The organism is Ereboglobus luteus (genome assembly GCF_003096195.1).
Taxonomy (GTDB): Bacteria; Verrucomicrobiota; Verrucomicrobiia; order Opitutales; family Opitutaceae; genus Ereboglobus; species Ereboglobus luteus.
This window is the reverse complement of the sequence record NZ_CP023004.1, coordinates 3908542-3934844: the sequence shown is the minus strand read 5'-3', so window position 1 is coordinate 3934844 and position 26303 is coordinate 3908542. Positions and strand designations below refer to the sequence as shown.

General features: G+C 61.6%; 18 protein-coding genes. 13 read left to right on the top strand and 5 right to left on the bottom strand.

The genetic code is table 11. The features are described from left to right. The first annotated feature begins 23 nt into the window (after positions 1-23). The 6 genes from CKA38_RS14340 to CKA38_RS14315 all read left to right on the top strand — a co-directional run bounded on the left by CKA38_RS14340 (position 24) and on the right by CKA38_RS14315 (position 11443). A complete protein-coding gene (locus CKA38_RS14340; RefSeq protein ID WP_108826177.1) occupies positions 24-1490 on the top strand; it encodes a glycoside hydrolase family 28 protein in 1467 nt (488 codons plus the stop codon). A gap of 28 nt (positions 1491-1518) precedes the next feature. Continuing rightward, positions 1519-3042, top strand: coding sequence for a glycoside hydrolase family 28 protein (locus tag CKA38_RS14335; RefSeq protein WP_108826176.1), 1524 nt, complete (start codon positions 1519-1521; stop codon positions 3040-3042). A 96-nt stretch (positions 3043-3138) separates the two neighbouring features. Then, positions 3139-4521, top strand: a complete 1383-nt coding sequence (locus CKA38_RS14330; protein WP_202863922.1) for a BNR-4 repeat-containing protein — start codon at positions 3139-3141, stop codon at positions 4519-4521. 134 nt (positions 4522-4655) lie between these two features. After that, the gene (locus tag CKA38_RS14325; RefSeq protein WP_161554933.1) at positions 4656-8096 is read left to right on the top strand and encodes a glycoside hydrolase family 88/105 protein; all 3441 of its coding nucleotides are present in this window, start codon (positions 4656-4658) and stop codon (positions 8094-8096) included. 292 nt (positions 8097-8388) lie between these two features. Continuing rightward, the gene (locus tag CKA38_RS14320) at positions 8389-9555 is read left to right on the top strand and encodes an ATP-binding protein (RefSeq protein ID WP_192881141.1); all 1167 of its coding nucleotides are present in this window, start codon (positions 8389-8391) and stop codon (positions 9553-9555) included. 157 nt (positions 9556-9712) lie between these two features. Continuing rightward, the gene (locus tag CKA38_RS14315; protein WP_108826174.1) at positions 9713-11443 is read left to right on the top strand and encodes a glycoside hydrolase family 28 protein; all 1731 of its coding nucleotides are present in this window, start codon (positions 9713-9715) and stop codon (positions 11441-11443) included. Between the two features lie 21 nt (positions 11444-11464). Here the strand turns inward: CKA38_RS14315 and CKA38_RS14310 are convergent, their stop codons facing one another. Continuing rightward, positions 11465-12796 carry an ATP-binding protein gene (locus tag CKA38_RS14310; protein ID WP_108826173.1) on the bottom strand — a complete coding sequence of 444 codons (1332 nt, stop codon included), beginning with the start codon at positions 12794-12796 and terminating at the stop codon, positions 11465-11467. A 212-nt stretch (positions 12797-13008) separates the two neighbouring features. Here CKA38_RS14310 and CKA38_RS14305 point away from each other — a divergent pair, with 212 nt between their 5' ends. The 6 genes from CKA38_RS14305 to CKA38_RS14280 all read left to right on the top strand — a co-directional run bounded on the left by CKA38_RS14305 (position 13009) and on the right by CKA38_RS14280 (position 20832). Next, complete coding sequence (locus CKA38_RS14305; RefSeq protein WP_108826172.1) at positions 13009-14265, top strand: polysaccharide lyase 6 family protein; 1257 nt, start codon at positions 13009-13011, stop codon at positions 14263-14265. A 50-nt stretch (positions 14266-14315) separates the two neighbouring features. Further along, a complete protein-coding gene (locus tag CKA38_RS14300; RefSeq protein WP_161554932.1) occupies positions 14316-15791 on the top strand; it encodes a polysaccharide lyase 6 family protein in 1476 nt (491 codons plus the stop codon). A gap of 111 nt (positions 15792-15902) precedes the next feature. Further along, complete coding sequence (locus CKA38_RS14295; protein ID WP_108826170.1) at positions 15903-18074, top strand: discoidin domain-containing protein; 2172 nt, start codon at positions 15903-15905, stop codon at positions 18072-18074. A 314-nt stretch (positions 18075-18388) separates the two neighbouring features. Beyond that, positions 18389-18691: a hypothetical protein gene (locus tag CKA38_RS14290; protein ID WP_108826169.1), complete on the top strand. Its 303-nt coding sequence runs from the start codon at positions 18389-18391 to the stop codon at positions 18689-18691. Between the two features lie 7 nt (positions 18692-18698). Further along, positions 18699-19016 (top strand): hypothetical protein, encoded by a 318-nt coding sequence (locus CKA38_RS14285; protein WP_202863921.1) that lies wholly within the window; start codon positions 18699-18701, stop codon positions 19014-19016. 157 nt (positions 19017-19173) lie between these two features. Continuing rightward, a complete protein-coding gene (locus CKA38_RS14280; RefSeq protein ID WP_108826168.1) occupies positions 19174-20832 on the top strand; it encodes a DUF362 domain-containing protein in 1659 nt (552 codons plus the stop codon). Between the two features lie 132 nt (positions 20833-20964). On the opposite strand, the gene fucU is transcribed toward CKA38_RS14280, so the two are convergent. The 4 genes from fucU to CKA38_RS14260 are packed head-to-tail and all read right to left on the bottom strand — an operon-like array spanning position 20965 to position 25388. After that, positions 20965-21399, bottom strand: coding sequence for an L-fucose mutarotase (fucU, locus tag CKA38_RS14275; protein ID WP_108826167.1), 435 nt, complete (start codon positions 21397-21399; stop codon positions 20965-20967). 24 nt (positions 21400-21423) lie between these two features. Next, positions 21424-22671, bottom strand: coding sequence for an NHL repeat-containing protein (locus tag CKA38_RS14270; RefSeq protein WP_108826166.1), 1248 nt, complete (start codon positions 22669-22671; stop codon positions 21424-21426). Then, positions 22668-24539, bottom strand: a complete 1872-nt coding sequence (locus CKA38_RS14265) for an HYR domain-containing protein (protein ID WP_108826165.1) — start codon at positions 24537-24539, stop codon at positions 22668-22670. The genes CKA38_RS14270 and CKA38_RS14265 overlap by 4 nt, the downstream gene beginning before the upstream one ends. Positions 24540-24572: 33 nt before the next feature. Next, entirely contained in the window at positions 24573-25388 is an 816-nt protein-coding gene (locus tag CKA38_RS14260; protein ID WP_152032884.1) for a heparin lyase I family protein, read from the bottom strand. Positions 25389-25590: 202 nt separating this feature from the next. Between CKA38_RS14260 and CKA38_RS14255 the strand changes: the two genes are divergently transcribed. After that, positions 25591-26301 carry a hypothetical protein gene (locus CKA38_RS14255; RefSeq protein WP_108826163.1) on the top strand — a complete coding sequence of 237 codons (711 nt, stop codon included), beginning with the start codon at positions 25591-25593 and terminating at the stop codon, positions 26299-26301. The last annotated feature ends 2 nt before the right edge of the window (positions 26302-26303 follow it).

The following is a 26303-nucleotide window of genomic DNA, read 5'->3' as shown; positions in this document are numbered from 1 at the left end:
TTATTATATAATAAAATATACTCATGTCTTATATAAATACAATTCGTTGTTTGCTGGTCACACTTGCCGCAGCCTGCATCACCGCAAGTGGACTCTCGGCCGCGCCAAATGCCCTGGCCCCCGGGGCTCAGAGGGATCCCTGGTTGGGACGGGACGAAATACTCGCTCGCATAAAAGCCCCCGAGTTTCCAAAACGTGATTTTGTTATCACTGACCACGGCGCGCTTGCGGGTGGTGAAACCGACGCTCGCCCTGCGATTGTCGCCGCGTTTGAGGCTTGTGTGAAGGCTGGAGGCGGGCGTGTCGTCATTCCCTCCGGCGTGTTTCTTTGCAACGGTCCGATCCATCTGAGGAGCGGCGTAAATCTGCACGTCTCCGGGGGCGCCACGCTGCTATTCGGAACCAATCCGAAGGATTACATGCCGGTCGTGCTTACGCGATGGGAGGGCACTATGTTATATAATTATTCGCCGCTCATTTACGCTTATAAGCAAACCAATATTGCAATTACCGGGAAGGGCACGATCAACGGGAATGGCAAGGAGGGCATGTATAATTTTGTGAAGCTCCGCCGTCCCGACGGCAAGGGTTCCATGCACGAGCGCGACCGCCAGGCGCTCTGGCGCATGGGCGCGGCGCAAACTCCTGTCACCGAGCGCGTCTTCGGCGACGGACATTATTTGCGGCCCGGCGGCATTGAGCCTGTGGAGTGCGAAGGCGTGCTCATCGAGGGAGTGACCGTCACCAACATGCCATTCTGGTGCGTGCATCCCGTTTATTGCACCAACCTCACTGTTCGCGGTATTCGCATCGAATCGACCACCGGCAACAACGACGGCGTCGATCCCGATTCGTGTCGCGACGTGCTCATCGAGGACTGCTATTTCAAGACGGGCGACGACTCCATCGCCATCAAGTCCGGGCGCGACCAGGACGGCTGGCGCGTTGCCCGCCCGTGCGAAAACATCGTCATCCGCCGCTGCATCGCCGCGGGTAAACTCTACGGTTTCGCCATTGGCAGCGAAATGTCCGGCGGCGTGCGCAACGTCTTCATCGAGGACTGCAAGGTGCTCGACGGCAAACGCGCCGCAATTTACACAAAGTCCAATCCCGACCGCGGCGGCACCGTGGAAAACGTGTATGTGCGCCGCATCGAAGTCGGCCACGTTAACGAGGCCGCCGTGCGTTTTGAAACCAACTACCACGGCTGGCGAGGCGAGAACCATCCTCCTCAATTCCGCAATTTTGTCGTCGAGGATGTGACCTGCACGAAATCCAACAACTACGGTGTCTATTTCGACGGACAGCCGGGCACGCCCGTGCGTGATGTCGTCCTGCGCCGCATCACCGTCGGCGAGGCCAAAAAACCGCTCTGGATACACCACATCGACAACGTGCGCTTCGAGGACGTGCGCATCAACGGCGAACTCATGCCTGCATCGCCGCCGCTCACTCCGGCTGATGAAAGGAAACTGTCAATCCGGGACTAAACTTGTTTGCGTTTATTATTAAGTTATCATGTCCGCTCGACGCACTTTTCGCCGCCTCTGCGCATTATTCATTATACATTTTTCATTATTCATTAGCGGCGGCATCGCCGCCGCGCACTTCACACCGCCAAATTACCCGGTGCCGACGTTTCCCGATCGCACCTTCAATCTTCGCGATTTCGGGGCCAAGGGCGACGGCAAGGCAAACGACACCGCCGCCTTCAATAAGGCCTTTATCGCATGCAGCAAGGCCGGGGGCGGAACCGTGTATGTGCCGCCGGGAAACTACCTCGCCGCCTCCGTTCGCATCCAAAACAACGTCCGGCTCCAGCTCGACAAGGACGCCACCATCACCGGCGGCCCGGCGGGCGCGTTCCTCCCGCCCGAGCCGAACCCCCACCGCAAATACCAGGACTTCGGACACAGTCATTTTCAAAACGCGCTCATGTGGGGAGAAAACGTCGAGAACTTTGCCGTTCTCGGCGGAACGATCGACGGAGGCACAATCATAAACGGCGACCCCAAGGAACCCGGCATCGGCGACAAAATCTTCGCCATCCGCGTCGGCAAAAACCTCCACTTCGAAGGCACCACCTTCACCAAGGGCGGCCATTTTGTGTATCTTCTCAACGACTGCGAAAATATCACAATCGCGAACACCGTCATCAAGCGTTCCCGCGACGCCATCGACCTCATGGGGTGCCGCAATGTTCAAATATACGACAATCATTTCACCGGCTGCGGCGACGACACCGTGGGCATCAAAAGCGACTACGCCCTCGGGCGCCGCATAAAGACGGAAAACATATATGTTTGGAATTGTTATTTCGAAACCGGCTGCAACGGCATCCAGTTCGGCTCCGAGACCGCGGGCGATTTTTATAATATAAACGTGTGGGGCATCACAATCGGCAGGGCGGGAAAGGCCGCGCTCGGCATCACCTGCAACGACAGCGCGATCATCGACGGCGTGCGCATGAACAATATTAAAATCAAGGGCGCGACAACCCCCGTATATATGTTGATCTCGGACCGCTTGCGCACGGGCGAGAAAGGCGTGAAACCCGGCGTCATTCGCAACGTGGTTATATCAAACGTGACGGCCGAACAAGCCCGCGCGAACCGCCGCAATATCATCGTGCCCGCGACGATATCCGGCCTCCCGGATTATCCGTTGGAAAACATCACGCTTGAAAATATTAAAATCACAATGCCCGGCAGCGGCACCGCCGAGGATGACGCGATCAAAAATCCCGTATATCCGAAAGATTATTCGCCGCGCAGTCTCGGCAAGCGACCCGCCGCCGGGATTTTCATCCGCCATGTCCGCGGCCTGACCCTGCGCAACGTGAAACTCGCCTACGAAAATCCCGACAAATGCCCGCCCCTGGTCGCATTCGATGTCCACAACCTGACCCTCGACGGATTCGACACGCAAAAAACCGAGGCTCCCCATCTCCTGCGCCTAGAGGCGATTAAAAACCTCGAAATCCGCAACTCCCGCGGCCTCCCCGACGGTAAAACCGCCGAAATTAAAAACAAAACAATGTAGACCCTTTGTAGCGCGAACCGCCAAGTCTGCTTTGCCGATGCTAAGACCCCGGCAGACTTGGCAGTCCGCGCTACAAAAAAATTACAACCAGCAATTATGAAAATCCACACCATGCTCCGCGCCCCCTGCGCATTATTCATTATACATTTTTCATTATTCATTAGCGGCGGCATCGCCGCCGCGCATGTCGTTTCCCTGCTCAGCCCGCGCGCCAACACCCGCTCCGATCAGCGGCCAATCAACATTGGTTTTTATGATGCCGGCGCGAACAAAACATTCGTCACTTGGATGGGCGCGAACAGCACCGCCGTCGTCAAGGAGCTCGATCACGCCACGGGCATGTGGAGCGCGGACAAGGTCGCCGGCACGTCGAGCTTTGTCGACAAGCACAACTATCCCGGCATGTTGCGCGGCCCCGACGGACGCATACATATTTTCTACGGCTGCCACAATTCGCCCCTCCGCCACACCGTCTCGCCGAAACCGCTCAGCATCGAGGGCGAATGGGATGACCGCGTGATCGAGGTTTCACACGGCGCTTCGTATCCCGCGCCGGTCATTACAAGCGAGGGCGTGTTTTATGTGTTCTTCCGCGACACCCGCCGGACCAACGGTTATTCCGACGACCGTCCTTATCAAATGGTGAAGTCCGCCGATGGCGGGAAAACGTGGACGCGCCACATGATCGCCGACCCGTTTGGCCGTGCGACCGACAACATGTGCGAAGTGTATAACGGCAAGGTCACCTACCAGCCCGCCTCCGCCGACGGCAAACAGCCCGCCCGCATTCATATCGCATGGACAATCGCCGGCGAAAAGCTCGGGCGCCACGCCCACGCCACTTACGGGCGCAATGTGTATTACGCATGGCTCAACCCCGCCAACGACCATTTGTATAATATCGAGGGCCGCGATCTCGGCACGCACATCGACAACAAGGAGATGGACGAGCATTGCCTCGTGCTCGACACCGGAATCCCCGAAAAGGGCCACCGCGCCGGCCTGATGGTTTCCGCGCATTATCGCGACAACGGCGCGCCGCTTATTGTGTTCGACAGTTATCACCACAACGGCCTCTCCTCGGCGACATGGGACGCCGCGAAGCGCGAATGGCGCTTCACCCGCATCGCCGGTCACATTGATCCGCGCGAGACGGAGAAAACCGGCCCCGACTCCTTTCGCGTTTATCGTCCGGAGGGAAGGGCGGTGCGGATTTACGAAACGACGGATGGCGGCGCGCAGTGGCGGGAGGCAGGCGTGATTGCCATTCCCGAAAATCTTGGCGAAGTCGATTTTGTTGACAACGCGCGCGGCGGCCAGTCCGGCAAGACCACACCGCGCAAGGTGAGGTCCGCGATAGACCGCATCCACGTGATCGACAACGCGCACCCCGACGCCAAGTTCCTCCTCACGCAATCCGGCGACGGAACGATCCGCGAGGCGAAGCGCAATGTGTATATTGTCCGGCAGTCGCGGTGACTCCCGCGACATAGTCCAATAAGCCTAGTTAAAGTTTTTCCATTCGCGCCCCATGTTCTTCTAACGTGGGAGGCATCTTCATGACACCCGTTACCCTTAATGACGCGCCCCCGGCGCGCTTTCCTCGTTTTTTTATGAAAACCAGCCATTGCCGCCTTCCTCTTTTAACCGCGCTGATGTTTACGCTTTCAGCTCTTCAGCCTTTCAGCCCTTCAGCCTTTTCCCAAACACCCGGTCTTTCCGGTAAAAACGAGGCGTCGATTCGCGCGGTTCTGAAACTCGTCTCGGAGCGCCAGATGCGCCCGCTTGCGGACGGCGATTACACCCGGGTGTCCACGCTCGACGCGCTCAACGCCGCCAATTCGCCCGAGGGCATCGCGTGGAGTTACCCGTGGGGCGTCACGCTCTACGGCGTCATCCGCGCGAGCGATTTTCTCGAAGACAAGGCCTCGCTCGATTTTGTCATCAAGCACAACCAGATCGTCGCTCGCGATTATGCGTTTCTCGCCGCCGCGGGCGACAGGATCGGCGCGGATTCCGACGGCTGGAAAAAATTTCTCCAAAACCGCAATCTCGTGAAAATCGGCGGGCTCATGCGTCTCGGGCATCTCGATTCCTGCGGGGCGATGGGCGTGCAGATGCTTGAGGCGATGCTGCGGCATCCCGGGAGCGTCACGCCGGAGCAAAAGGCGGTCGTCGAACGTGTCGCCGATTGGGTTGTGAACAAACAGGCCCGGCTCCCTGACGGCGCTTTCTGGCGTCCCCGTTCCACCGATGGCGACAGGCGTTTCAACGTCGCGCCGCAGTGGCCCGAGGGCACCGTCTGGATTGACGATCTTTACATGGGAGGCGCGTTTCTCGTCCGCTGGGCGCAATACACCGGCGACTACAAGCACCTCTCCGACGCCGCCCGCCAAGTCATCAGCATGGCCGCGCGCACGCAGGATGCCGACGGTGTCTGGTTCCACGCTTACAGCGAGCCGTTGAAACATCGCTCGCCCGTGAAATGGGGGCGCGCCAACGGCTGGGCGATGGTTTCCGCGGTCGAGGTGCTCTCGGCTATGCCGGACGACCATCCGTTGCGCCCGCAGATGCTCGACATTCTCCGCCGCCACATCGAGGGCATCAAGGCGCTTCAGGCACCCACCGGCATGTGGCGTCAGGTGCTCGACGATCCCTCGCTCTGGGAGGAAACCTCCTGCACCGCCATGTTTGCCTACTGCATCGCGCGCGCGGCGAATCGCGGCTGGATTCCGTGGCAAAACATCGACCATGCCCGCAAGGCCTTTGCCGCCATCTGCGCCGGCTACATCACGCCCGACGGCCGGGTCAACGGCACCTGCCGCGGCACCAACATCGGGCAGGACGCCGCCTACTACGCAAACCGCCCGCGCCCCGACGACGAGCTTCACGGTCGCGGCGTGGTTCTCCTTGCCGGCGCCGAGGTGCTCGCGTCCTACGACTGTCCGAATCCCCCCGCGACGCTTCCCGGCGGCGGACTCGCGCAACACGACTTCCTCTACACCGGCGAATACGACACGCGCAAACCCGACCAGACCCTGTTCCTCGTCCGCGGCGGCAAGGTTGTATTCACTTACCGGATACCGATTCGCGACGCCAACAACAACCTGAGCGAGTTTTCCGACATGCACATGCTCCCCAACGGCGACATCGTTTTCGCCTACAAGACCGGCTGGCGCAAAATCGACAGGCACGGCAACACCCTCCACGACTACCAATGCGGCAAGGGCCCCGACGGCTGGAACGAGTGCCACACCGCGCAGCCCCTCGGTGACGACCATGTTTTCTTCATGGAAAACGGATCGCCCGAAGCGAAGGCGCGCATCTTCAACCTCAAGACCGGCGCGATCGAAATGGAGCACGCGGTGCCCACTCGCAAACCCGTCGACCAACGCTCCGTCCACGGCCAGTTTCGCAACTGCCGCGTGACCGCCGCAGGCACCTACCTCATCGCGCACATGAACCTCGGCAAGGTCATCGAGTATGACAAAAACTGGAACCCCGTCTGGGAGTGCGACGCGCCCTCCGTCTGGCACGCCGTGCGCCTGCGCAACGGCAACACGCTCGTCAGCGGCAACCAGCACGGCACCGTGCGCGAAGTCGCCCCCTCGGGCAAAACCGTGTGGGAGCTGCGCGACGGCGACCTGCCCGGCATTCGCATAAACAGCGTGCACCAGGCCCGCCGCCTCGCCAACGGAAACACCGTCATCACAAACTGGACGGCCCGCGTGAAAAAATCCGAGTGGAACAAAATCGTCCAGCTCATCGAAGTCACCCCCGACAAAAAAGTTGTCTGGGCGATCAACGAATGGACCGATCCCGACCTCGGCCCCGCGTCCTGCGTGCAAATCCTCGATGACTCCGGCGCGGGCGAATTCTGCAACCTCGAAAAACTCCCCGACGGATTCATCGAGTCCCTGACACGCCCCTCGCAGTCCGGCAACGCCCCATCCTGCGGCGCCTCCGCAAAATGCGATCCCGCGCAAGCGCGCGCCGAAATTGTCACCATCATGCGCAAAGTCGCCGACTGGCAGCTGGCGAACCCTCACCGCCCGCCCTCGACCAAACCGCACCGCTCCACGCTCAGCCCCGCGGGCTGGGTGCAGGCCGCCGGCTACACCGGCATCGTCGCGCTCGCGCAGCTCACAAACGACGAGCACTATTACGAAGTCCTGCGTGGCATCGCGGAGCGCAACGAATGGAAACCCTTCACGCGCATCTACGACGCCGACGACCACTGCGTCTCGCAAACCTACATCGACCTTTGGCAAAAATACCGCGACCCGAAAATGCTCGCGCCGACCATCGAGCGCTTCGACTACATCCTCGCGAATCCCCTCGACATCAGCATGCGGTTCGACTCCGTCTCCAATCCCCGCCACCGCGATCGCTGGTCGTGGTGCGACTCGCTCTACATGGCGCCGCCCGCGTGGATCAAGCTCTACATGGCGACCGGCAACAAAGCCTATCGCGACTTCGCCGTGACCAACTGGTGGCTCACCTCCGGGCACCTCTACGACAACGACGAGCACCTCTATTTCCGCGACGACCGCTTCATCGGCCCCGACGCCCCGCGCGAGGCAAACGGCAAAAAAATCTTCTGGAGCCGAGGCAACGGCTGGGTGATGGGCGGCCTTGTCCGCGTGCTGCAAACCCTGCCCGCCGACGATTCCGCGCGCCCCCGTTTTGAGCAACAGTTCAAGGAGATGGCCGCCGCCGTGCTCGCATGCCAGCAACCCGACGGCCTGTGGCGCGCCAGCATGCTTGATCCCGCCAGCTATCCGCTCAAGGAAACCAGCGGCTCCGGCTTTTTCTGCCACGCCTTTGCCTGGGGCATGAACAACGGCCTGCTTGACCGCGCCACCTATGAGAAACCGACGCTCAAATGCTGGCGGGCCATGGTCGATTGTGTCACGCCCGCGGGCAAGCTCACGCACGTGCAGCCGGTCGGCTACGACCCGAAAAACTTCCCCGACGATTCCACCGAAGCCTACGGCTCAGGCGCGTTCCTCCTCGCCGGAAGCGAAATCCACAAACTGCTCGGCAAAAAATAACCCGCCCGAAAACGCGGCAAACAACGGTGGTCATTCGGCATCGTGGCGCGGACTACCAAGTCTGCCGGTTTGAAAAAGCGAAACATAAACAGATCTGGGACAGAAGAGCCTTTTCGACTTAAATTATCGCGAGACAATGCCCTTTGGTAGGGCGAACCGTCCCGGTGAGCCGCATCGTTCCCAGCTCACAAAGACGGTTCAGACTACCTCACAAGACGGCAAATTATCCTTGCATATTCTCCATGTCATGGCGAATTATCCATGATAAATGCGATAAATCGCAGGTTATACCATGATGCTCGCTCGCAAACTCGAAAAAAATATCCGCTCGGCGTTGAGTCGTTTTCCCGTGGTCACACTGGTTGGCGCACGACAGTCGGGAAAGACAACTCTGGCGGACAAAATAGCCGGCGACCTCGCGTTGAGAGTGCACTTTTACGATTTGGAAGATCCGCGCCATGCGCTTGCGATGGAGGATCCGTTGAGTGCGCTGGGGGCGTTCGAGGACAAGCTCGTCATCATCGACGAAGCCCAGCGAATGCCCTCGTTGTTTCCCGTGTTGCGCGTGCTCGTGGACGCGAACCGGCGGCCCGGGCGTTTTCTTCTGCTCGGCTCCGCATCACCCGATTTGAGACGGCAGTCGGCGGAAAGCCTTGCCGGACGCGTCCAAACGCTTGTGTTGCGCCCGCTCACGCTCGACGAAGTCGGCGGACAGGCGCGACTCGACACACTCTGGGCGCGCGGGGGATTTCCCGAGGCTTTTCTGTCCGCCGATGACGACACGAGCATGGAATGGCGCAACGCCTACCTGCGCGATTTGGTGGAGCGCGATTTGAGCCTGCTCGGATTCGACCTGCCTCCGGAACGCATGCGACGTTTCATGCTGCTTCTCGCGCACCTGCACGGGCAACTCTGGAACGCGTCGAGTCTAGCGCGCACGCTGGGCATCGGCACGAACACCGCCTCGCGTTATCTTGATGCGATGAGTCAGACGCTGCTGGTGCGCCGGTTGGAGCCCTATTATCGAAACCTCGGCAAACGACTGACCAAGTCGCCCAAAATTTATCTGGCCGACTCCGGCCTTGCGCATGCGCTGCTCGGCATTCCGGACAAGACGGCCCTGCTTGGGCATCCGTCCCTGGGCGCGTCGTGGGAGGGCTTTGTGTTGCAGCATCTCGACGCCAGCCTGCCCGCCGGCTGGGATGTCGCGTTTTGGCGCACGGCCGCCGGCGCGGAGATAGATTTTCTCCTGTTGAAAAATGGCCAGCCGGAGGTGGCGATAGAAGCCAAGGCGAACGCAACACATCCCAAGCCCGCGCGCGGCTTTCACCAAGGTTGCGATGATTTGAAAATAAACCGCCGCTGGCTTGTTTCCCCCGGCAACGAAACCCTAGCCTTGCCGCAAGGCGTCGAGGTTCTGCCTCTGGCGGAATGCCTGGCACGCGTGCGGGAATTGTGAAGGCAGCGACGCGCTCCCGCGTGCAAAAAAATGCACGCGCCCGCCGGGCATTCTGAAAAACGCCCTGCAGTCAACCGCGCTCCCGCTTCCGCCGTAGTCCAATAGGTCTATTAAAAGCTTTTCCATTCGGGCATCACCTTCTCCTAAGGTTGAAAACATGCCCACAAAATCCGTTGCCCTCAATGACGCGACTTCGGCGCGCCCCCTTCAATCCCCCATCACCCGCCGCGACTGGCTCACCCGCGCCGCTGCTCCCGCGCTCGCCGCTGGCCTCGCATACCCGCTTGTCGCCGGCGCCGGCACGACAGCAACAGGGACCGTCGGCGCCCCGCCGGCATCCGACATCCGCGCTCCGCATTTCTTCGACATTCGCGCCTATGGCGCCATCGGCGACGGCGTCACACTCAACACCGCCGCGATCCAAGCCGCCATCGACGCCGCGCACGAAGCCAACGGCGGCGTTGTCCTTGTCCCGTCGGGCACCTTTCTCTCCGGCACGCTCGAGCTAAAAAGCAACGTCACGCTGCACCTCGCCACGCAGGGCAAAATTCTCGGCAGCACGCGCGCGGAGGATTACCACGCCGGACGCGCCATCCCGCGCGGCAATGGCAACATCGTCTTCATCTCCGCCGCCGACGCCGAAAACATCACCATCGAGGGCAACGGCACGATCGACGGCAACGGACGCGCCTTCTACACCGGCCGCGGCGACAACACCGGCCCCGGCCAGAACTCCGCCGACGGCTATTATCAGCGCCCGCACCTGCTCATCTTTTCGCGCTGCAAAAACCTCCGCATTCGCGACGCATTCCTCACCGCCGCCGCCTATCACGGCGTGCGCATTCTCAACTGCGAGCGCGTTTATCTCGACAACGTCCGCGTCCACAACCGCGTCAACAAAAACAACGACGGCTTCCACATCGTCAGCTCGCGCTACGTGCACATCAACGGCTGCGACGTCACCTGCCAGGACGACGCCTGCGCGCTCTTCGGCAGCAACAAATACGTGACCGTCGCCAACTCCACCTTCTCCACGCGCTGGTCGATTTTCCGCTTCGGCGGCGGCGAGGCCGAGAACATCACCATCAGCAACTGCGTCATCTACGAAACCTACGGCTGCGCCATCAAGATGAGCTGCCGCGCCAACTCGCGCTTTGAAAACATTTCGTTCTCGAATATCATCATGCGCGACGTCACCGGCCCCATCTCCATCGGGCTCGATTCCGTGCGCCGCCGCCAGCGCCCCGGCGACGCGCAACGCCCGCTCATACCCGGCAAGGTGCGCAACATTTCCTTCTCGCACATCCGCGGCACCGTCGTCGCGCACGGCCGCCAGTTCGCCGACATGCACTGGGAGCAGGGCTACCGTCCCGGCGAGGACCGCACTTGCATCACGCTCAACGGCGTCGGCAACGACTTCCTCGAAAACATTTCGCTAAACGACGTGCACTTCACCTTCGAGGGCGGCGGCACCGAGGCGGAGTCGCGTTTGCGCGACGTGCCGCAAATCGCCGGCGAGTATTTCGAAATCGGCGACCGCCCCGCGCACGGCGTTTACGCGCGCAACGTCCGCGGACTCACGCTCGACAACATCCGCATTGAAACCGTGAAGCCCGACCTGCGCCCCGCAGTCGTGCTCGACAACGTTTCCGACGCCGCGCTCCTCAACATCGCCGCGCAAGGCAATGTCAACGCGCCCTCTACATTGCGCTGTATCCAGACAACGGATACGCTCATCTCCGCCCCGAGGCTGTTGACGCCCGCCGCCGTTTACCTCGCCGTCGAGGGCGAGCGCAGCGCCGCCATCACGCTCGAGGGCGGCGACCTCCGCAAAGCCGCGAAGAAAATCACCCACGATCGCGGGGCCACGCCGTCCGCCACCGCCTGAGCACACCCGGAATAAATCCCCTTATTTCAGATCCCTCCCGCAAAGCCATTGGCAAAGCGGCATCACGTTTACTTTTTCGGGCATCTCGAAATCCGCCGGCGGCATGACTTCGCAAAGCAACCAGGTAGTCGCGTCGCGTGTTTCCTCCTTCGCCTCGAGCAACGCCTTGACCTCGCGTGCCCACGTTTGCCGCGAGGAAACATCGGACGCCACCTGTATCAAATGCCGGCTGCCGTCAAAGGCCGTCGCGATAAAATCAACCTCCAGCCCGCCGGATGTCCTGACATAAGCAAGGTCGCGAGTTTTTCGCGCCAGTTCGCACGCGACCACGTTTTCCAACAGCCGTCCTCGGTCAATGCCGGCCGACGGGCTGAATGCGGCCGCCAGGCTGTGGTCGGCAAGATACAATTTTCGCGGATTCACCTGACGGCGGCGCTCGGAGCGCGAAAAAATGGAGATTGGCGCTACCAAAAACGCATCCTCGAAATAATCGAGAAACGCCAGCAGCGTTTCCTTCGACACCGCGATGCCGCGGGAGGCGAAGTCGGCGGCAATTTTGCTCACGCTGAATTCCTTCGCCGGGTTGCGCAAAAGCTGCCGCACGAATGCGCGCAACGCCACCAGATTGCCGACAGCGTGCCGCTCGGCGACATCGCGAAACAGCACACTGTCCACATAACCTTGCAGCAAATTGACCCTGTCCTGCTCCGATGAAACATGAAGCGCCTCCGGAAACCCGCCGATGCGCAAATAATCGTCCAGTGTTTTTTGAAGCAGCGAGCGCGCGCGCGCCGCCGGCACCGCGTCCTGCGCGGGAACGGCTACTCCCCGCGCCGTGGCAAACTCCCGGAAGCTGAACGGCGTGATCACCGTTTCCATCGCCCGCCCGCGCATGCTCGTGGCGACTTCGCGGCTCAACATCTTGGCGGACGAGCCGCTCAGGCACACACGAACTTTCTCCGAGTCCATCAGACGCCGGACAAAGCGCTCCCACCCCGGGACGATCTGGATCTCGTCAAAACAAAACAGCACCTCCGCCTTGCGGCGAAATTCCGGAAATCTCTGGTAATACGCCTCCACGATTTGCGAAAGCCGCGCCGCCGTCATGCCCTCAAGTCGTTCGTCCTCAAAGTTGAAATACACGAGCCGTTCGCGGTCCGCTCCCCGGGCCAGCGCGTCCTGGAGGCATTGGAACAAATAAAACGTCTTGCCCGCGCGCCGCATTCCGGTGATTGCGTGCGCCTTTCCTGGCACGCCGGGCAAAACCTGCTCGCGCCGCATTCCCGGGGGAAACTCCATCTCGACCGCGTCCGCAAGTTTCTCGCGCACCACTGCTGATAATTGGTCCTCCATGAAGACTGAATATTTTAAAAATTGGTCTTTCTGCAAGACCAATTTTAATGCAAACGGCGCCGAAAATCCCGTGAGTCGACACCGGAGATTCCCCGCCTCGCTAGCGAACAGTGGCTGGCGTCTCCGCCCCTCTTGTGGTCCAAAAGGACTAAACCTTTCCGTTCACTTCGCCTTCAAAAAGACGGAAAAATCGAGCTGTCTTATTTTCACCCATGCGCAAACTCCTCCTCATACCCTTTCTTTCGCTCCTCGCCATTCACGCCTCACTTCTTTCCGCTCGCGGCGAAATCGTCGATTCCATTGCCTCGCTCCGAGCCGCCATCGACCGCGCCAAACCCGGCGATACGATCACGCTGAAAAACGGTTCCTACGATGTGGACGAATCCATCGACATCACACGCTCCGGTGCGAAAGACCGTCCCGTCACCATCGCCGCCGAAACCGTCGGCGGCGTCGAGCTGCGCGGCAGACAGGGCATCTCGATAAAAGAAGACGCGTCGCACATCGTCATCTCCGGGTTCAAGTTTTTCAACGCCGCGGGCAAAACCAAAATCGGCGTCGGCGCGCACCACATACGCATAACGCGCTGCGTGTTCGAGTGCCCCGGCGGCGGCCCTTACCTCGGCGTCAATGGCGACGATTGCGAAATCGACCACAACGAATTTCGCAACAAAAGCCGCAAGGGAAACATGATCTCAGTCGCCGGCGAAAACGGGCAAGTCGCGCGCCGCGCATGGATTCACCACAACTACTTTCACGACTTTCAAAAATCCCCCGTCTCCGGCGAAACCAACGGACTCGAGACAATCCGCTACGGCCTCAGCCACCTGAGCATGTCCACCGGCGGCGGTGTCATTGAGCACAACCTCTTCGTCCGCTGCGTCGGGGAAAACGAACTCATCTCCAACAAGTCCTGCGGCAACATCTACCGGCACAACACATTTCTCGACAGTCCCGGCGCGCAACTCACGCTCCGCCACGGCAACGACTGCGTCGCCGAGAAAAACTATTTCCGCAACACCGCCGGGCTGCGCATCTTTGGCGACCGCAACAAAGTCATCGGAAACTATCTCGAGCGCAACAGCAACGGCATCAACCTTGGCAACGGTGGCGGCGAGGTTGCCGACGGCGCGAAACTCACCTCGCACGACCGTCCCGACTACAACGAAATTCGCCAAAACATCCTCGTCGAAAACAAATCCCAATACGTGATGCACCGCCGCTCAAACGGCCTCGGCGCGACGCACATCACCTTTGCGGAAAACGTAATCATCGGCGGCGATGTCGCCGCCAAGCTCGACGGCCCCTACACCAATCCGACATGGGGCCAAAACACCGTCTGGAAAACCAAGTCCATCGGCGACCTTCCCAAAGACGCCGTCAAACAATCCGACCCCGGCGCGCTCACGCCCGGCGACGCCGGCATCCGCGTGCTCACACCCGCCGATGTCGGTCCCACGGCCCCGTAGGGGCACGCCTTGCGCGCGCCCTCGTTTGCGAAAACCATTTTATCACACCCATGAAACTTCCCCGTCTCCCCGGCCTTCTGTCCGTCGGCCTCTGTCTTCTTGTCACCGCCGGCGCCGCCACGCATCGCGTCGCCAATCCCGCCGAGCTCGCCTCCGCGCTCTCCGCCGCCGCGCCCGGCGACACCATCATCCTTGCCGATGGCGAATGGCGCGACACCTCGCTCGACCTCGCGCGCGGCGGCACGAGTGACGCGCCGCTCCGCGTCCGCGCGCAAACCCCCGGCGGCGTCACGCTCACCGGCAAATCGCACCTCGCCTTTTCCGCGCCCCACATCGAGGTTTCCGGCCTGCGTTTCCTGCGCGCCACGCCTCCGCCCAAAAGAAACATTGTCGATTTTGCCTCGCACGACTGCCGCCTCACCGACAGCGCCATTGTCGATTGCAATCCCGAAATTCCCGGCGCCGGCTACTATTGGATTTATTTCAAGGGCGACCGCAACCGCGCCGACCACCTCCTTGTCAGCGGCAAAAACCACCACCAGCCCGTCGTCGGAAACAACCTCGGCGGCTCGCGCCACAACACCGTTGATCATTGCCATTTCAAGGACATCGCGCGCGTGCCGAAAAACGGCCGCGAAATCTTCCGCATATGGGGTTACGGCGGCAACGAGGAGCTCGGTCCCGATGGCGCGTTTTTCACCATCGAGAGCAACCTCTTCGAGCAGGCGCACGGCGAGGCGATGGAAATCATCTCGCTCAAGTCGAACCGCAACACCGTTCGCAACAACACCATTCGCGGCACCAGCGGCGGCATCACCAACCGCTCCGGCAACTACAATGTGATCGAGGGCAATTTCATCTTCGGCGACGGCGTGAGGGACGCCTACGGCATGCGCATCACCGGACGGCACCACCGCATTGTGCAAAACTACATCGAGGGCTGCGCCACCGGCATCGGCCTCATGAGCGGCGAGCTCTTTCTTGAGGCGCTCACTGAAAAGTTCGAGCCGATCCTCCGCGACAAAACCGTGCACGGCCGCGTGCCGCGCTACAACCAGCCCCGCTACACCGTCGTCGCCTACAACACCCTCGTTGACAACGCCGGCTTCGACATCGCCGTCGGTCGCGACTACAAATCCGGCTGGCCGAAAGCCCAGCGCGTGCTCCTGCCCGAGTCGTGCCAGATCGTCGGCAACCTCATCCGCAAAACCGGCGCGGGCGCGAAGTCCCCCGCCATCGTCATCACCGCGCCAGACCGCGCCCCGCCGCTCGACACGCTTGCCTTCGCCCCCTGCCACTACGAGGGTAACCTGGTCGACGGCGGCGAGGCTGTATCCACAAACCAAATACAAGCGGGCGTCGAACCCGGCGCGCGCATTGAATGGCGGCGCGGCGCCGACGACGTGCTCCGTCCCGTGCTTCCCGAACTCGCCGCCAACGCGCCCGGAGCCCGCTCGCTCTTCATCGGCACGGAGGGCGCGTTCCGCGTCCTCACGCCCGCCGACGTCGGCCCGTCGTGGAAATAATTTCCCCCGGGAGCGCGGGCGTCCCGCCCGCAACATCTAGTGCGTATTCAGTTTGCGAATACAAAATGCGGACAGGATGTCCGCGCTCCCGGGCACAATCCCTCCTTTTTCATGAAAATCTTCCGTCCGCGCCGCGTTCTCGGCGCATTCTTCATTATCCATTTTTCATTCTTCATTAGCGTCGCGCCCGGCGCCGTCTCCGAATGGGTGCGCCCAGATCCCGAGTCCGCCACCGGCGCGCTCATCTATAAAACCACGCCCGACGGCGACCGCATTATGGATTTTTCGTTTGCGGGTTACATGGGCGGAGGCGTCGCGTTGCCCGGCGACGCCGATATTCCTGTTCGCCAAACCGTCGCCCCGCTTGGAAACGGCGCAGACGACACCGGCGCCATCCAGGCCGCCATCGACGCTGTCTCCACGCTCCCGCCCGATTCGCGCGGCTTTCGCGGCGCGGTGTTGCTCGCCCCCGGCGTTTTCACCTGCGCGCACACCATCAACCTCCATACCTCCGGCGTCGTCTTGCGCGGCGGTGACGCGCCCTCCGGCGACGGCAATTCCCACGCCACAATCATTCGCATGACGGGCGGCAAACACATCGCCATTGTTGTCGGACCGGGCGTCCGCACGCGTCTCGGGCGCAACACCGCGCCCGAACCCGCGCAGTCCTTCGCCCCGCCGCCCGCAACCGCCGCGCGCGGCCCCGTCACCGCCATTGCCGACGCCCGCGTGCCTTCCGGCGCGACCGCCTTCACGCTCGTTTCAACGAAAGGCCTTTCTGTTGGCGACACCATTGAGATCAAGCGCCCGACAACCGCCGCATGGCTCGCGCTCATGAAGATGGACACGCTCCGGCGCAACGGACGCCCCCAAACATGGATCGGCACCAAACGCGCCGGCATCCACCGCCGCGTCATCACCGCCATCGACGGCAAGCGTGTCACAATCGACATCCCGCTTTCCGATTCCTACGACGCGCGCCACCTCGGCCGCCGCTCCGTCGAAGTCGCGCGTGTCACGCCCGCTCCGGCCGCCGCGCAAATCGGCGTCGAGCGTTTGCACATCCAATGCCCGCCCCTCGAAATTGCCTACGGGCAGGCGCCCTACGCCGCCCTCCGCATCGAAGGCGAGGACTGCTGGGCGCGCGACATTCGTTGCGAGGAAACGATGAACACCGTTGTTGTCCGCGGCCGACGCGTCACGCTCCGCGACGTTGTCGTCACGCACACTTACCCGAACCTCGGCGCCTCCAAGCCCGCCGACTTCAGCATCGAGGGCACGCAAATCCTCATCGATCGCTGTCGCGCCAGCGGAGCCAACAATTACCACGTCTGGACGACGAGCCTCAATCCCGGCCCCAATGTCGTTCTCAACAGCACCTTCACCGGACGCGGCTCGCGCATCCAGCCGCACATGCGCTGGACGACGGGCCTGCTTCTCGACAACTGCCGCGTGCCCGACGGAGGCATTGATTTTCCCGATCGCGGCGTCGCCGGCTCCGGCCACGGCTGGAGCGCTGGCTGGTCGGTTGCGTGGAACTGCCTCGCCGCCACCTACGTCATCCAAAATCCGCCCGGTGCGGCCAACTGGGCGATAGGTTGCATCGGCGCGCGCACGCGCACGGCGCGTTACTTTGACACCGCCCCGATATTGCCCGAGGGGCATTTCGATTCGCATGGCGCGCACGTCGCGCCGCGCAGCCTCTACCTCGCGCAACTCGCCGCGCGCCTTGGTCCGCAAGCACTCGCCAACATCGGCTACTCCGCGAACGACACCGAAAACACGGCAGCGCTTACCGACACGCGCATGGCCGCGCAACTCGCCGCGATGCCTGCCGAGCCCCCCGCGACAATCGACCCTGAGCTTGGCCTCGACCTCGCGCATCTGCGCCCCGTTAACACCAGCGCCGTGCGCGGGACGACGCGCGCCCACGGCGGCGAAAAAGCCCTCGATGGAAACTCGCAAACCTATTGGGCGACTGGCGACAACCCATCTCGCGCGCTCGCGCTCGAAGTGGACACCGAGGGCCCGCTCCTCATAAATGCCCTCACACTCTCCGAACCCGCCGCGCTGCAAAATGTGCGCGCCTACAAAATCGAGGCGCAAGTGGACAGCGCCTGGCAGCTCATCGCCGAAGGCACGACAATCGGCGAGCGCCACGTTCACCGTTTCCCGCCCGTCACCGCCTGGAAAGTGCGCCTGACGATTTTGAAAACAGCGAACGACTCGTTTCCCGCCATCAGCACATTGAGCCTGCATCACACAAAAACCTCTTCCCTGTGATATGCGCAAATGCGCTTTCGACGGGCACAGTCCCCAAGCAAGGTGTTATTGCAACTGATGACAAAACGCAAAGGAGCACTCTTTTGGAGTGCAGTGGCAAAGCGAAGCGACGACACCGCTTTGTGCGATTTGCGTCCAGTGAAAATCTTATATTGCTCAAAGCGGTGTCGCCTGACGCTGACGCTACCTCTGCCACCGCACTCCAAAGAAATATTGCCCACCTAGACATCGTCTTGAGCCAGTCCGCCTCGATTTCGAATCGGTGGGAAAGTCCCACTTGACACTTTGGCGGGGCGGGCAGACCATGCGGCATCATGACAGCCGTCCTTAAAGATTCTCATTTCGAGCGTGTCGTCGATTACATCAAACCCGACAGCAAGAAGCGGCTCACCTTGGGCTCCGTGATCGAGCAGCCGGATTCGGCGGGTTACGCGGTGTATCGGAACGATGCCGGACAAATCGTTTTGGATCCGGTTGCCGTTATTCCCGCTTCCGAACTATGGTTGTTTCAAAACAAGAAAGCCCTTGAGGCCGTCCGGGTGGGGCTAAGGCAATCCGCCGGGGGAAAAACCGTCTCGCGCGGTTCGTTCGCCAAAAAATACGGCGGCGTGAAATAAGCGTTCCATGCATCGCAAAATCCTCCTCACCGAGCGCGCCGATGCGGAGCTGACCGCGCTGGAGAACAATCCTCATCATGCGGGCTTGTTCAAGCAGGTGATCAAGACGATTACGATGCTGGAAACGAATCTCAATCATCCGGGCCTCAACACGCACAAATTCGGTTCTTTGCGGGGATTGAACGGCGAGGATGTGTTTGAGGCCTACGCGCAGAACAAAACGCCCGGCGCCTATCGTGTGTTTTGGCACTATGGACCCGATGAAACAGTGGATAAAAAACGCGTTCCTGTTATTACGATCATCGCGATTACTTCACATCCCTGATATTGAGATCCATGGAAAATCGAATGCCCTGTTTTGTTTTCCATGGATGCTAAGGTGATCGAATAAGCGCGTGTAGGGGAAAAAGGCCTACTTGAATGCCTTGTGCCGCGGGCAAATATGAACAGATTGTCTGCCGGGCTTTTTGCACCGCATTTTTATGAAAACCAACCTTCGCCTCATCCCGTCTCTGGCCGCTCTGTTTTTCCTGTCCGCTTTTCAACCTTTCAACGTCGAGGGACTTTCGCAAAAAGTTCCGTCCGACGTGCGCGATCTGCCTCAACGTGAAACCTCGTCGCACCGCGCCGTCGCAACTCCGAAAAACGGCCATCGCTACATCTATGTCCCCGCCGCGTCCGCATCTCCGGGGAAAGGTGAAACGATCACTCTCGGCGGCGTCCCTTATCCCTCGATTGTCAGGCTTCTCGCCACGGGCGAGTCGCTTGATTTCGCCTACGACAACGCCACGCGCACCATCACGATCACTCTTCCACCCGCGCTTCGCGGCGTGTCGGGCGAGGATGTCGTCCATGTGCAAATCCCCTCCGTGCCCGGGCCGACTCCCGAGGCGCCCAGGGACGAAAAACTTTGGACGCCCGACGACAAACCCAACTCGCCCGTCGGCGTCGCGCGCGGCATTTTTCCAGGGCGCGTCACTTGGGCGCGCGACATCGCCGCCACGCCTTGGGACGGCGTCACCGGCACGTGGTGGGCAGAGGGATCCGGAATCAATCAGACCGCCGTTGACAACATGGTCGCGCGCTCCCTCCGCTCCCTCACCGGCGAATCCACCGATGCCGGCGCGTGGGTCGCGCTTTTCAAATACTACAACCGCACTCACGACCGCGGCGACCGTGCCTACACGCGCGGCGAAAAAATTGCAGTCAAGGTGAACATCAACAACTCCTACGCCGGCCACAAGGACGCCGACAACCAGATCGACGCCTCCGTGCAAACCATCCACGCGGTGCTGCACCAGCTCGTCAAAAACGCCGGTATCGCCGAAAGCGACATCACCGTTTACGAGGCCACGCGCGTCATACCCGATCGCATTTTTCAAAAATGCCACGCGTCGTTTCCCGGCGTTGTTTTTGCCGACTCAAAAGGCTCGCCCGAAAACGGGCGCGTCCGCGTTCAATACACAAAGAACGCCATGGGCTACTCCATCGCCGACTCAAAGGTGGGACGGGAATTGCCCGACTTTATCGTCGCCGCGACCTACATCATCAACATCGGCCTCGTCAAGGGGCACCCGACGACCGGCGTCACGCTCACGGCGAAAAACCACTACGGCACCGTGCGCGTGCGCGACCACTCCGTCTTCGTCAATTCGCACGCGCACCCGATGGCGACGTATCATCCCTTCGTCGATATGATCGGCTCAAAGCAGCTCGGCGAAAAGACACTCATCTTCATGCTCGACGGCCTCTACGGACTGCGCGACGTGAACGACGCCGTCGGTGAAAACGCCCGCTGGCACAATCTCTTCAACGGCGAATGGTTCGCGAGCATCTTCATGTCGCAGGACCCGGTGGCGATCGACTCGGTCGGTCTCGATTTTCTGCGCAACGAGTTCCCGCTCGGGCGCGGCAAAAAGGCCGGCAAAAACGAATCCATGGCCAATGCCGACAACTACATGCACGAGTCGGCCCAGGCCGGCAATCCGCCCTCAAAAACCAATTACGCCCCCGATGGCGTTCCGCTGAAAAGCCTCGGCGTGCACGAACACTGGGACAACGCGAAGGACAGGCGATACACCCGCAATCTCGATCCGCAAAACGGCAAGGGCATCGAGCTTCATGCGGTGCGGCTGAAATAAAGCATGTGGCGATTTATTCTGTCGCGAGGAAATGTCTTTTGGTAGGGCGAACCGTCCCGGTGAGCCGGAAAGTTGCGGCTCACCGGGACGGTTCGCCCTACCTCAAATTATATCACGCAGTCTGCGCTACATTCAGGCGACGGGTGTGACGCCTTTTTTGAGGATGATGTTGCCGTATTTGGCGGTCTCGCCGGTCATGAGCACGGCGTAGGCGGAGCGGGTGCGCTCGTAGAATGCGAAGCGATCGATGCGCGTGATCGCGGGCGCGGTGGGCGCGTGTTTTTTGATCGGCACGAGGTATGCTGCCTCGACCGCGGGGTCGAGTGTGTCGCCGGTCGTGGCGGCCATCATCACGAGCGGGTCGGGCACGTAGGCGTCGATTTCGAAGAGCGGCAGGATGGCGTCGAGGAGCGCGGGGATGCGCAGGCCGTCGGCGCGGAGCACGCGGCTGTTGAACGACTCGCCGGGAAAGTGCGCGTCGGCGAGGACGATTTCGTCGCCGTGGCCCATGCGGGCGAGCGTGGCGAGAAGTTCGGGGCTGATGAGCGGTGAGATGCCTTTGAGCATGGCGGTGTTTGTTTTTTGGGAGATTTATTTTTTTCGATTGCAACGCGCAAGGGCGAACAGGGCGAGGGCGGTGAGATGCCAGAGTGAGGGCGCTCCACCACCACCACCACCGCCGGTTTCGTTGCCGGATGGCGGATTGGTGCCGGTTGTTGTTCCCGTTGTCGTGGTGGAAACGAGGGCGAGTGTCGTCACCGTGGCGGCGTCGTCGGGCGCGATGCGGCGAATTGCCGCGTTGCCGGTGTCGGCGATGTAGAGGGCGCCGTCGTCGGCGAGCGCGATGGAGGAGGGCGAGTCGAACCATGCGTTGGTGCCGGAGCCGTCTGTGAAGCCGGGATGGTTCCCGGCAAGCGTGAGCATGGTGCGTTCGAGGGTCGTGGTGTTTGTGGTGACGACGCGGATGCGCGCGTTGCCTGTGTCGGCGATGTAAACATTGCCCTCGGTGTCAACGGCGAGCGCGGAGGGCGCGTTGAGTTTGGCGGCGAGCGTCGCGTCGCCGTCGGTCGTGCCGGAGGCGCGCATTTGCCCGGCAAAGGTGGTGACGCTGCCGGCGGCGAGGTCGATGAGGCGGATGACGTGGTTGTTGGTGTCGGCCACGTAAACGTAGTCGCCGCTCACGTCCACGGCGACTCCGGCGGGGGCGTTGAACTTGGCCTGGAGGAGCGGGCCGTTGTCGGTGCCGGAGGTGGCGGAACCGGCGACGATGCTGACTTCGCCGGAGGGGGAGATTTTTTTGACGAGGTGGTTGCCGGTGTCGGCTATGTAGGCGGGGCCGCTTGCGGTGTCGGTGGCGGCAATGCCCGCGGGGGAGGCGAGTGTCGCGTCGGGGCCGGCGCCGATGGTGGTGACCGTGCCGCCGACCGTGGTGATAGCGCGGAGTTGGTGGTTGCCCGTGTCGGCGACGAGGAGATCGCCGCCGGCGGTGAGCGCGAGGCCGCGGGGTTTGTTGAAACGGGCGTCGGCGCCGGTGGCGTTTGCGGCGCCGGAGACGCGGGGTTGTCCGGCGATGGTGGCGAGGGTGCCGTTTGTCACGACGCTGACTGTGTGGAGCGTGGTGTCGGAGATGTGGAGTTTGAGATTTGCCGCGCCGGGGGCGACGGCGATGCCGGCTGGGGAAGGGAGGAGGTTTGGGCGCACATCGAGCGTGACGGTGGCGCTGTCGGCGGAGCCGAGCGCGTTGGTGGCGGCGCAGTGGAATTGCCAGCCGTTTTTGCCGTAGGGATCGAGGATGGTGAGCGCGGCCGTGTTCGTGCCTTCGTAACCGGGGCCGGTCACCGGCTGCCATGCCGCGGCGGCGGTGGCGCGGTGGAACCATTGGAAGTTGGGGCGGGACTGCCGGTCGCGCTTGCGACGATGGCAACGGGACGGGTTTCGATGGCGACTTGTGTTGCCACGGGGTTGCGCGTGATGCCGGGGAGCGTGCCGATGGTGAGCGTTTGCGGGGCGGTGATCGGGTTGCCGTCGATCGTGAGGATGACGGCGCCGGTGGTCGCGGTTTCGGGCACGGTGACGGTGATGATGGAGCCGTTGTTTGAAAGGATCGTCGCGGGGACGCCGCCGATGGTGACTGTCGCCCCGGCGAGGTTTGCGCCGGTGATGGTGATGGTGTCGCCGGTTTGCGCGGCGTCGGGGGAGATGCCGGTGATGCTGGGTTCAGTCGCGGCGGCTTCGAGCACGGTGATGGTGAACTGGTCCGTGGCCTTGTTGCCGGCGCTGTCTGTTGCGTGGACTTGCACGGTGGTTTCCCCGACGGGGAAGAGGCTGCCGGAGGCGGGCGCGCAGGTGACGGAGACGGGGCCGTCGATGGCGTCAACGGCGGTGCAGGTGAAGGTGACGCGGGCGCCGCCGGCGTCGGTGGCATCGACGGTCATGTCGTCGGGGACGGTGATGACGGGCGGGACAAGATCGGCGACGAGGCGGAAGAGGTCGGCGGAAAGCTGGTATTTTTTGGAGGCGTTCGAGGTGGATGTTGAGTCGACGGAGGTGACGCGCACGGTGTGGTTGCCGGCGGCGAGGCGGACGATGCCGAAGTCGTTTTCAATGTAGCCGGTGGTGCCGGTGGCGGTCGCGCACAGGTCCCAGCGTTCGCCTTGCGCGACACCGTCGATGTCGAGCCGAAGCACACCGCGGTCAGCATGGCTTTTGGCGCGCATGATGAAATTATAGGTGCCGGCGGGGACGTCGGGGAGGGTGAACTGCATGCCGGAGTTGAGGGCGGCGTTGTCGAGCGTCACGTGCCTGCCATCGCTGGCGGCGGATTCGCTTTTGACGTTGATCTCGCCGGCGCCGATGAGCACGCGGTCGAGCGCCTTGGCTTCGTAGAGGATGCCCTGGTGGATGGGCGTGCCGTCGGCGTTGATTTTGTTAACGGTCACGTTTTTGTGCTCAATGTAGGCGTCGGCGAGGCGGGATTCGTTGGCGGAGACGGCGCGATACAGGCCCCACTTCGGACGGTAGTCGGTGGCGTCGGGACGGTAGAGGTGTATGTTTTTCGCACCTTGGAATTCGTCGCCATTGACCGACACGAGCAGCGAGCCGGTGGCGGCGCCGTCGTTGGTCGAGGTGGTGACGCGAATGGTGATGGTTTGCCAGGTGTTCGCCGTCCACGGGAAGCTGCGGATGGCGGTGAAGCCGCTGTTGGTGCCGGAGCAAACGCGCACGGCGGCGGTGGTGGAGTTGGTGATGCTCATCACGACGAGCGGCGCGCCGCTGTCGCCGTCGGTGGATTTGATTTGGAAGAAATGAAAGAATTTTCCGGTGACGGTGAGCCCGGCGTTGCTGCGCCAGGTGGTGGAATACTCGAAGGTCTCGCCGGTTTTTTGATGCGCCCCGAGTCCCTTCACCTCGGCGCGCTGGCGGTCCTTGTTTGTGGTGGAGCGGTCGCCGTCCCACCAAGGATTCGCGGCGTCGTTTCCCCGATAGCGCAATTCCATGCGCACGACGCCGCCGGGCTGGTCGGTCATGTTGACGTAGGTGTCGCCGTTGGTGAAGGTCTGGGTGTTTGGGTGCCAGATGGCGGTGGGTTCCTCGCGTCCCTCGAAGCTGGCGATGCCGTTGGCGGTGGCGGCGCGGGCGGTTTGCGGGGTGATGAGTGCGATGGCGCAGAGAGCCAAGGCGGCGGGGATGATTTGGGGCGTTTTCATTATTGAGGGAATGGGTTGAGTGGCGTTGTCGCGTCAGAGTTTGCGCACGGTGATGTCCTTGTGCTCAACCCAGTCGTCGCCGATGTTCATGTTCGCGCGGACGCCGCGGTAGAGGCCCCACTTGGGGCGGTATGTGGTCGCGTCGGGACGGTAGAGCGGGATGTTGGTCTTGCCCTCGTATTTGTCGCCGTTCACGGAAATGAGGAGTTCGCCGTCGGCTTTTTTGTCGTTGTTGCCGGTGGAGGTTTTTATGCGGATGCTCACGGTCTGCCATGCGCCGGGTTTCCACGGAAACTCGCGCGCGATGGTGAAGCCGCCTTTTTTGCCGGAGACGTAACGCACGGCGGCGGTGCGGTTGTTGGGCATCACGGTGAGGACGATGAGCGGCGCGCCCTTGTCGCCGTCGGTGGCCTTGAGCTGGTAAACGTGGCAGAATCTGCCGCCGCAACGGAAGGTGTCGTTGGTGCGCCAGGTCATGGTGTATTCGTAGGTCTCGCCGCTTATTTGCCGGGGGCCGAGTCCCTTGATTTCGGCGCGCTGGCGGTCCTTGCTGCCGGTGCCGCGATCGCCGTCCCACCATTCGTCCTTGCGAAAACGCAGGGCGAAACGGAACACGCCGGGGCCGACTTCGGTGATGGCGTCGGGCCTGTCTGTTTCAAATTTGTTCTTGGCGACGATATAACGCTGCGAGGGTTTTTCGGTGCCTTCGAAATCCCTCAGCTTTTTCGCGATGGTGACCTGTTCGGATGGTTTTTTTGCGAGGGTTTGCGGCGCGACTGCGAGGCCGATGCAGGCGGCGAGGGCGGCGGCAAAAATGCGCGCGGTGTTTTGGGCGGAGCGGTGCTTCATGGGTTTTGAGGGGAGGCGTCGGGTTTGCTTTTCGAAGGCGGGAACCTTGTGTTTTGAGGCGGGGCAATTTTCCGCCGTCATGCGCAAAAGGTGCATTCCGTTCCGCCGCGGCGGCAATGTCCGTCACTAGGCCAATTGACCTATTTCGTTTTGTTTCCAAAGGGGCTTTGTTTGCGCAGAAATCCGGGCATTCCTGTTACCCATGAAATCCTCGCGCTTGTTTTCGTTCACCATGCCTCGCGTTCTCGGCCTGCTTGCGCTCGGCGCCTTCGCCATCGCGCCCTTGCACGCGAAGCCCAAAAGCCCCAACGCCGGCTGGACGCAATACACCTACGCCAAGGGTTTCAAGTTGCAGAACTGGACGACGAAGGCGCGCGACGAGGTTTTCACCGACTCCGGCAAGGGCGCTTACACCTGCGTCCTTACTAAGGGTGACTGGGAGCCGGGACGAAAAGGGCGCGTGGAAATGCGCTGGCCCGACTGGCCCGACCAGACGCGCGAAAACATGATTTGCGCCGACGTGATGTGGGAGGCGGGCACGCAGGGCACCTGCATCATGCAGATAAAAACCAACACCGGCACGGGCGGCGGCGGGCACGAGTCGATTTATCTCAATGTTAAAAACAACGGCAACCTCTACCACGGCGTTAGCAAGCGCGTGATCGTGGAAAACACGGCCGCCTCGCCCACGTTCGGCACATGGATGAACATAAAGGCCGCCTACAATCCCGTCACCGGCCAGGCGCGCGTGTGGATAAACGACGAGCTCCGATTCGAGCACATGTATGCGCCGGGCACGGGCGCGAAATGGTATTTCAAAAACGGCGCCTACTGGGCCTCGGCAACGTCAAAAGTGCATTTCAAAAACATCACCTTTTGGGTGAACGAAACGGACAAGAAAAAGAAGAAGTAATC

What these genes read in the sequence shown, in the direction of transcription:
- CKA38_RS14300 (WP_161554932.1), top strand. Translation starts at nt 14,316, where the DNA reads ATGAAACTTCCCCGTCTCCCCGGCCTTCTGTCCGTCGGCCTCTGTCTT.
- CKA38_RS14290 (WP_108826169.1), top strand. Translation starts at nt 18,389, where the DNA reads ATGACAGCCGTCCTTAAAGATTCTCATTTCGAGCGTGTCGTCGATTAC.
- CKA38_RS14310 (WP_108826173.1), bottom strand. Translation starts at nt 12,796, where the DNA reads ATGGAGGACCAATTATCAGCAGTGGTGCGCGAGAAACTTGCGGACGCG.
- fucU (WP_108826167.1), bottom strand. Translation starts at nt 21,399, where the DNA reads ATGCTCAAAGGCATCTCACCGCTCATCAGCCCCGAACTTCTCGCCACG.
- CKA38_RS14265 (WP_108826165.1), bottom strand. Translation starts at nt 24,539, where the DNA reads ATGAAAACGCCCCAAATCATCCCCGCCGCCTTGGCTCTCTGCGCCATC.
- CKA38_RS14305 (WP_108826172.1), top strand. Translation starts at nt 13,009, where the DNA reads ATGCGCAAACTCCTCCTCATACCCTTTCTTTCGCTCCTCGCCATTCAC.
- CKA38_RS14315 (WP_108826174.1), top strand. Translation starts at nt 9,713, where the DNA reads ATGCCCACAAAATCCGTTGCCCTCAATGACGCGACTTCGGCGCGCCCC.
- CKA38_RS14335 (WP_108826176.1), top strand. Translation starts at nt 1,519, where the DNA reads ATGTCCGCTCGACGCACTTTTCGCCGCCTCTGCGCATTATTCATTATA.
- CKA38_RS14285 (WP_202863921.1), top strand. Translation starts at nt 18,699, where the DNA reads ATGCATCGCAAAATCCTCCTCACCGAGCGCGCCGATGCGGAGCTGACC.
- CKA38_RS14295 (WP_108826170.1), top strand. Translation starts at nt 15,903, where the DNA reads ATGAAAATCTTCCGTCCGCGCCGCGTTCTCGGCGCATTCTTCATTATC.
- CKA38_RS14255 (WP_108826163.1), top strand. Translation starts at nt 25,591, where the DNA reads ATGAAATCCTCGCGCTTGTTTTCGTTCACCATGCCTCGCGTTCTCGGC.
- CKA38_RS14280 (WP_108826168.1), top strand. Translation starts at nt 19,174, where the DNA reads ATGAAAACCAACCTTCGCCTCATCCCGTCTCTGGCCGCTCTGTTTTTC.
- CKA38_RS14330 (WP_202863922.1), top strand. Translation starts at nt 3,139, where the DNA reads ATGAAAATCCACACCATGCTCCGCGCCCCCTGCGCATTATTCATTATA.
- CKA38_RS14340 (WP_108826177.1), top strand. Translation starts at nt 24, where the DNA reads ATGTCTTATATAAATACAATTCGTTGTTTGCTGGTCACACTTGCCGCA.
- CKA38_RS14320 (WP_192881141.1), top strand. Translation starts at nt 8,389, where the DNA reads ATGATGCTCGCTCGCAAACTCGAAAAAAATATCCGCTCGGCGTTGAGT.
- CKA38_RS14325 (WP_161554933.1), top strand. Translation starts at nt 4,656, where the DNA reads ATGAAAACCAGCCATTGCCGCCTTCCTCTTTTAACCGCGCTGATGTTT.
- CKA38_RS14260 (WP_152032884.1), bottom strand. Translation starts at nt 25,388, where the DNA reads ATGAAGCACCGCTCCGCCCAAAACACCGCGCGCATTTTTGCCGCCGCC.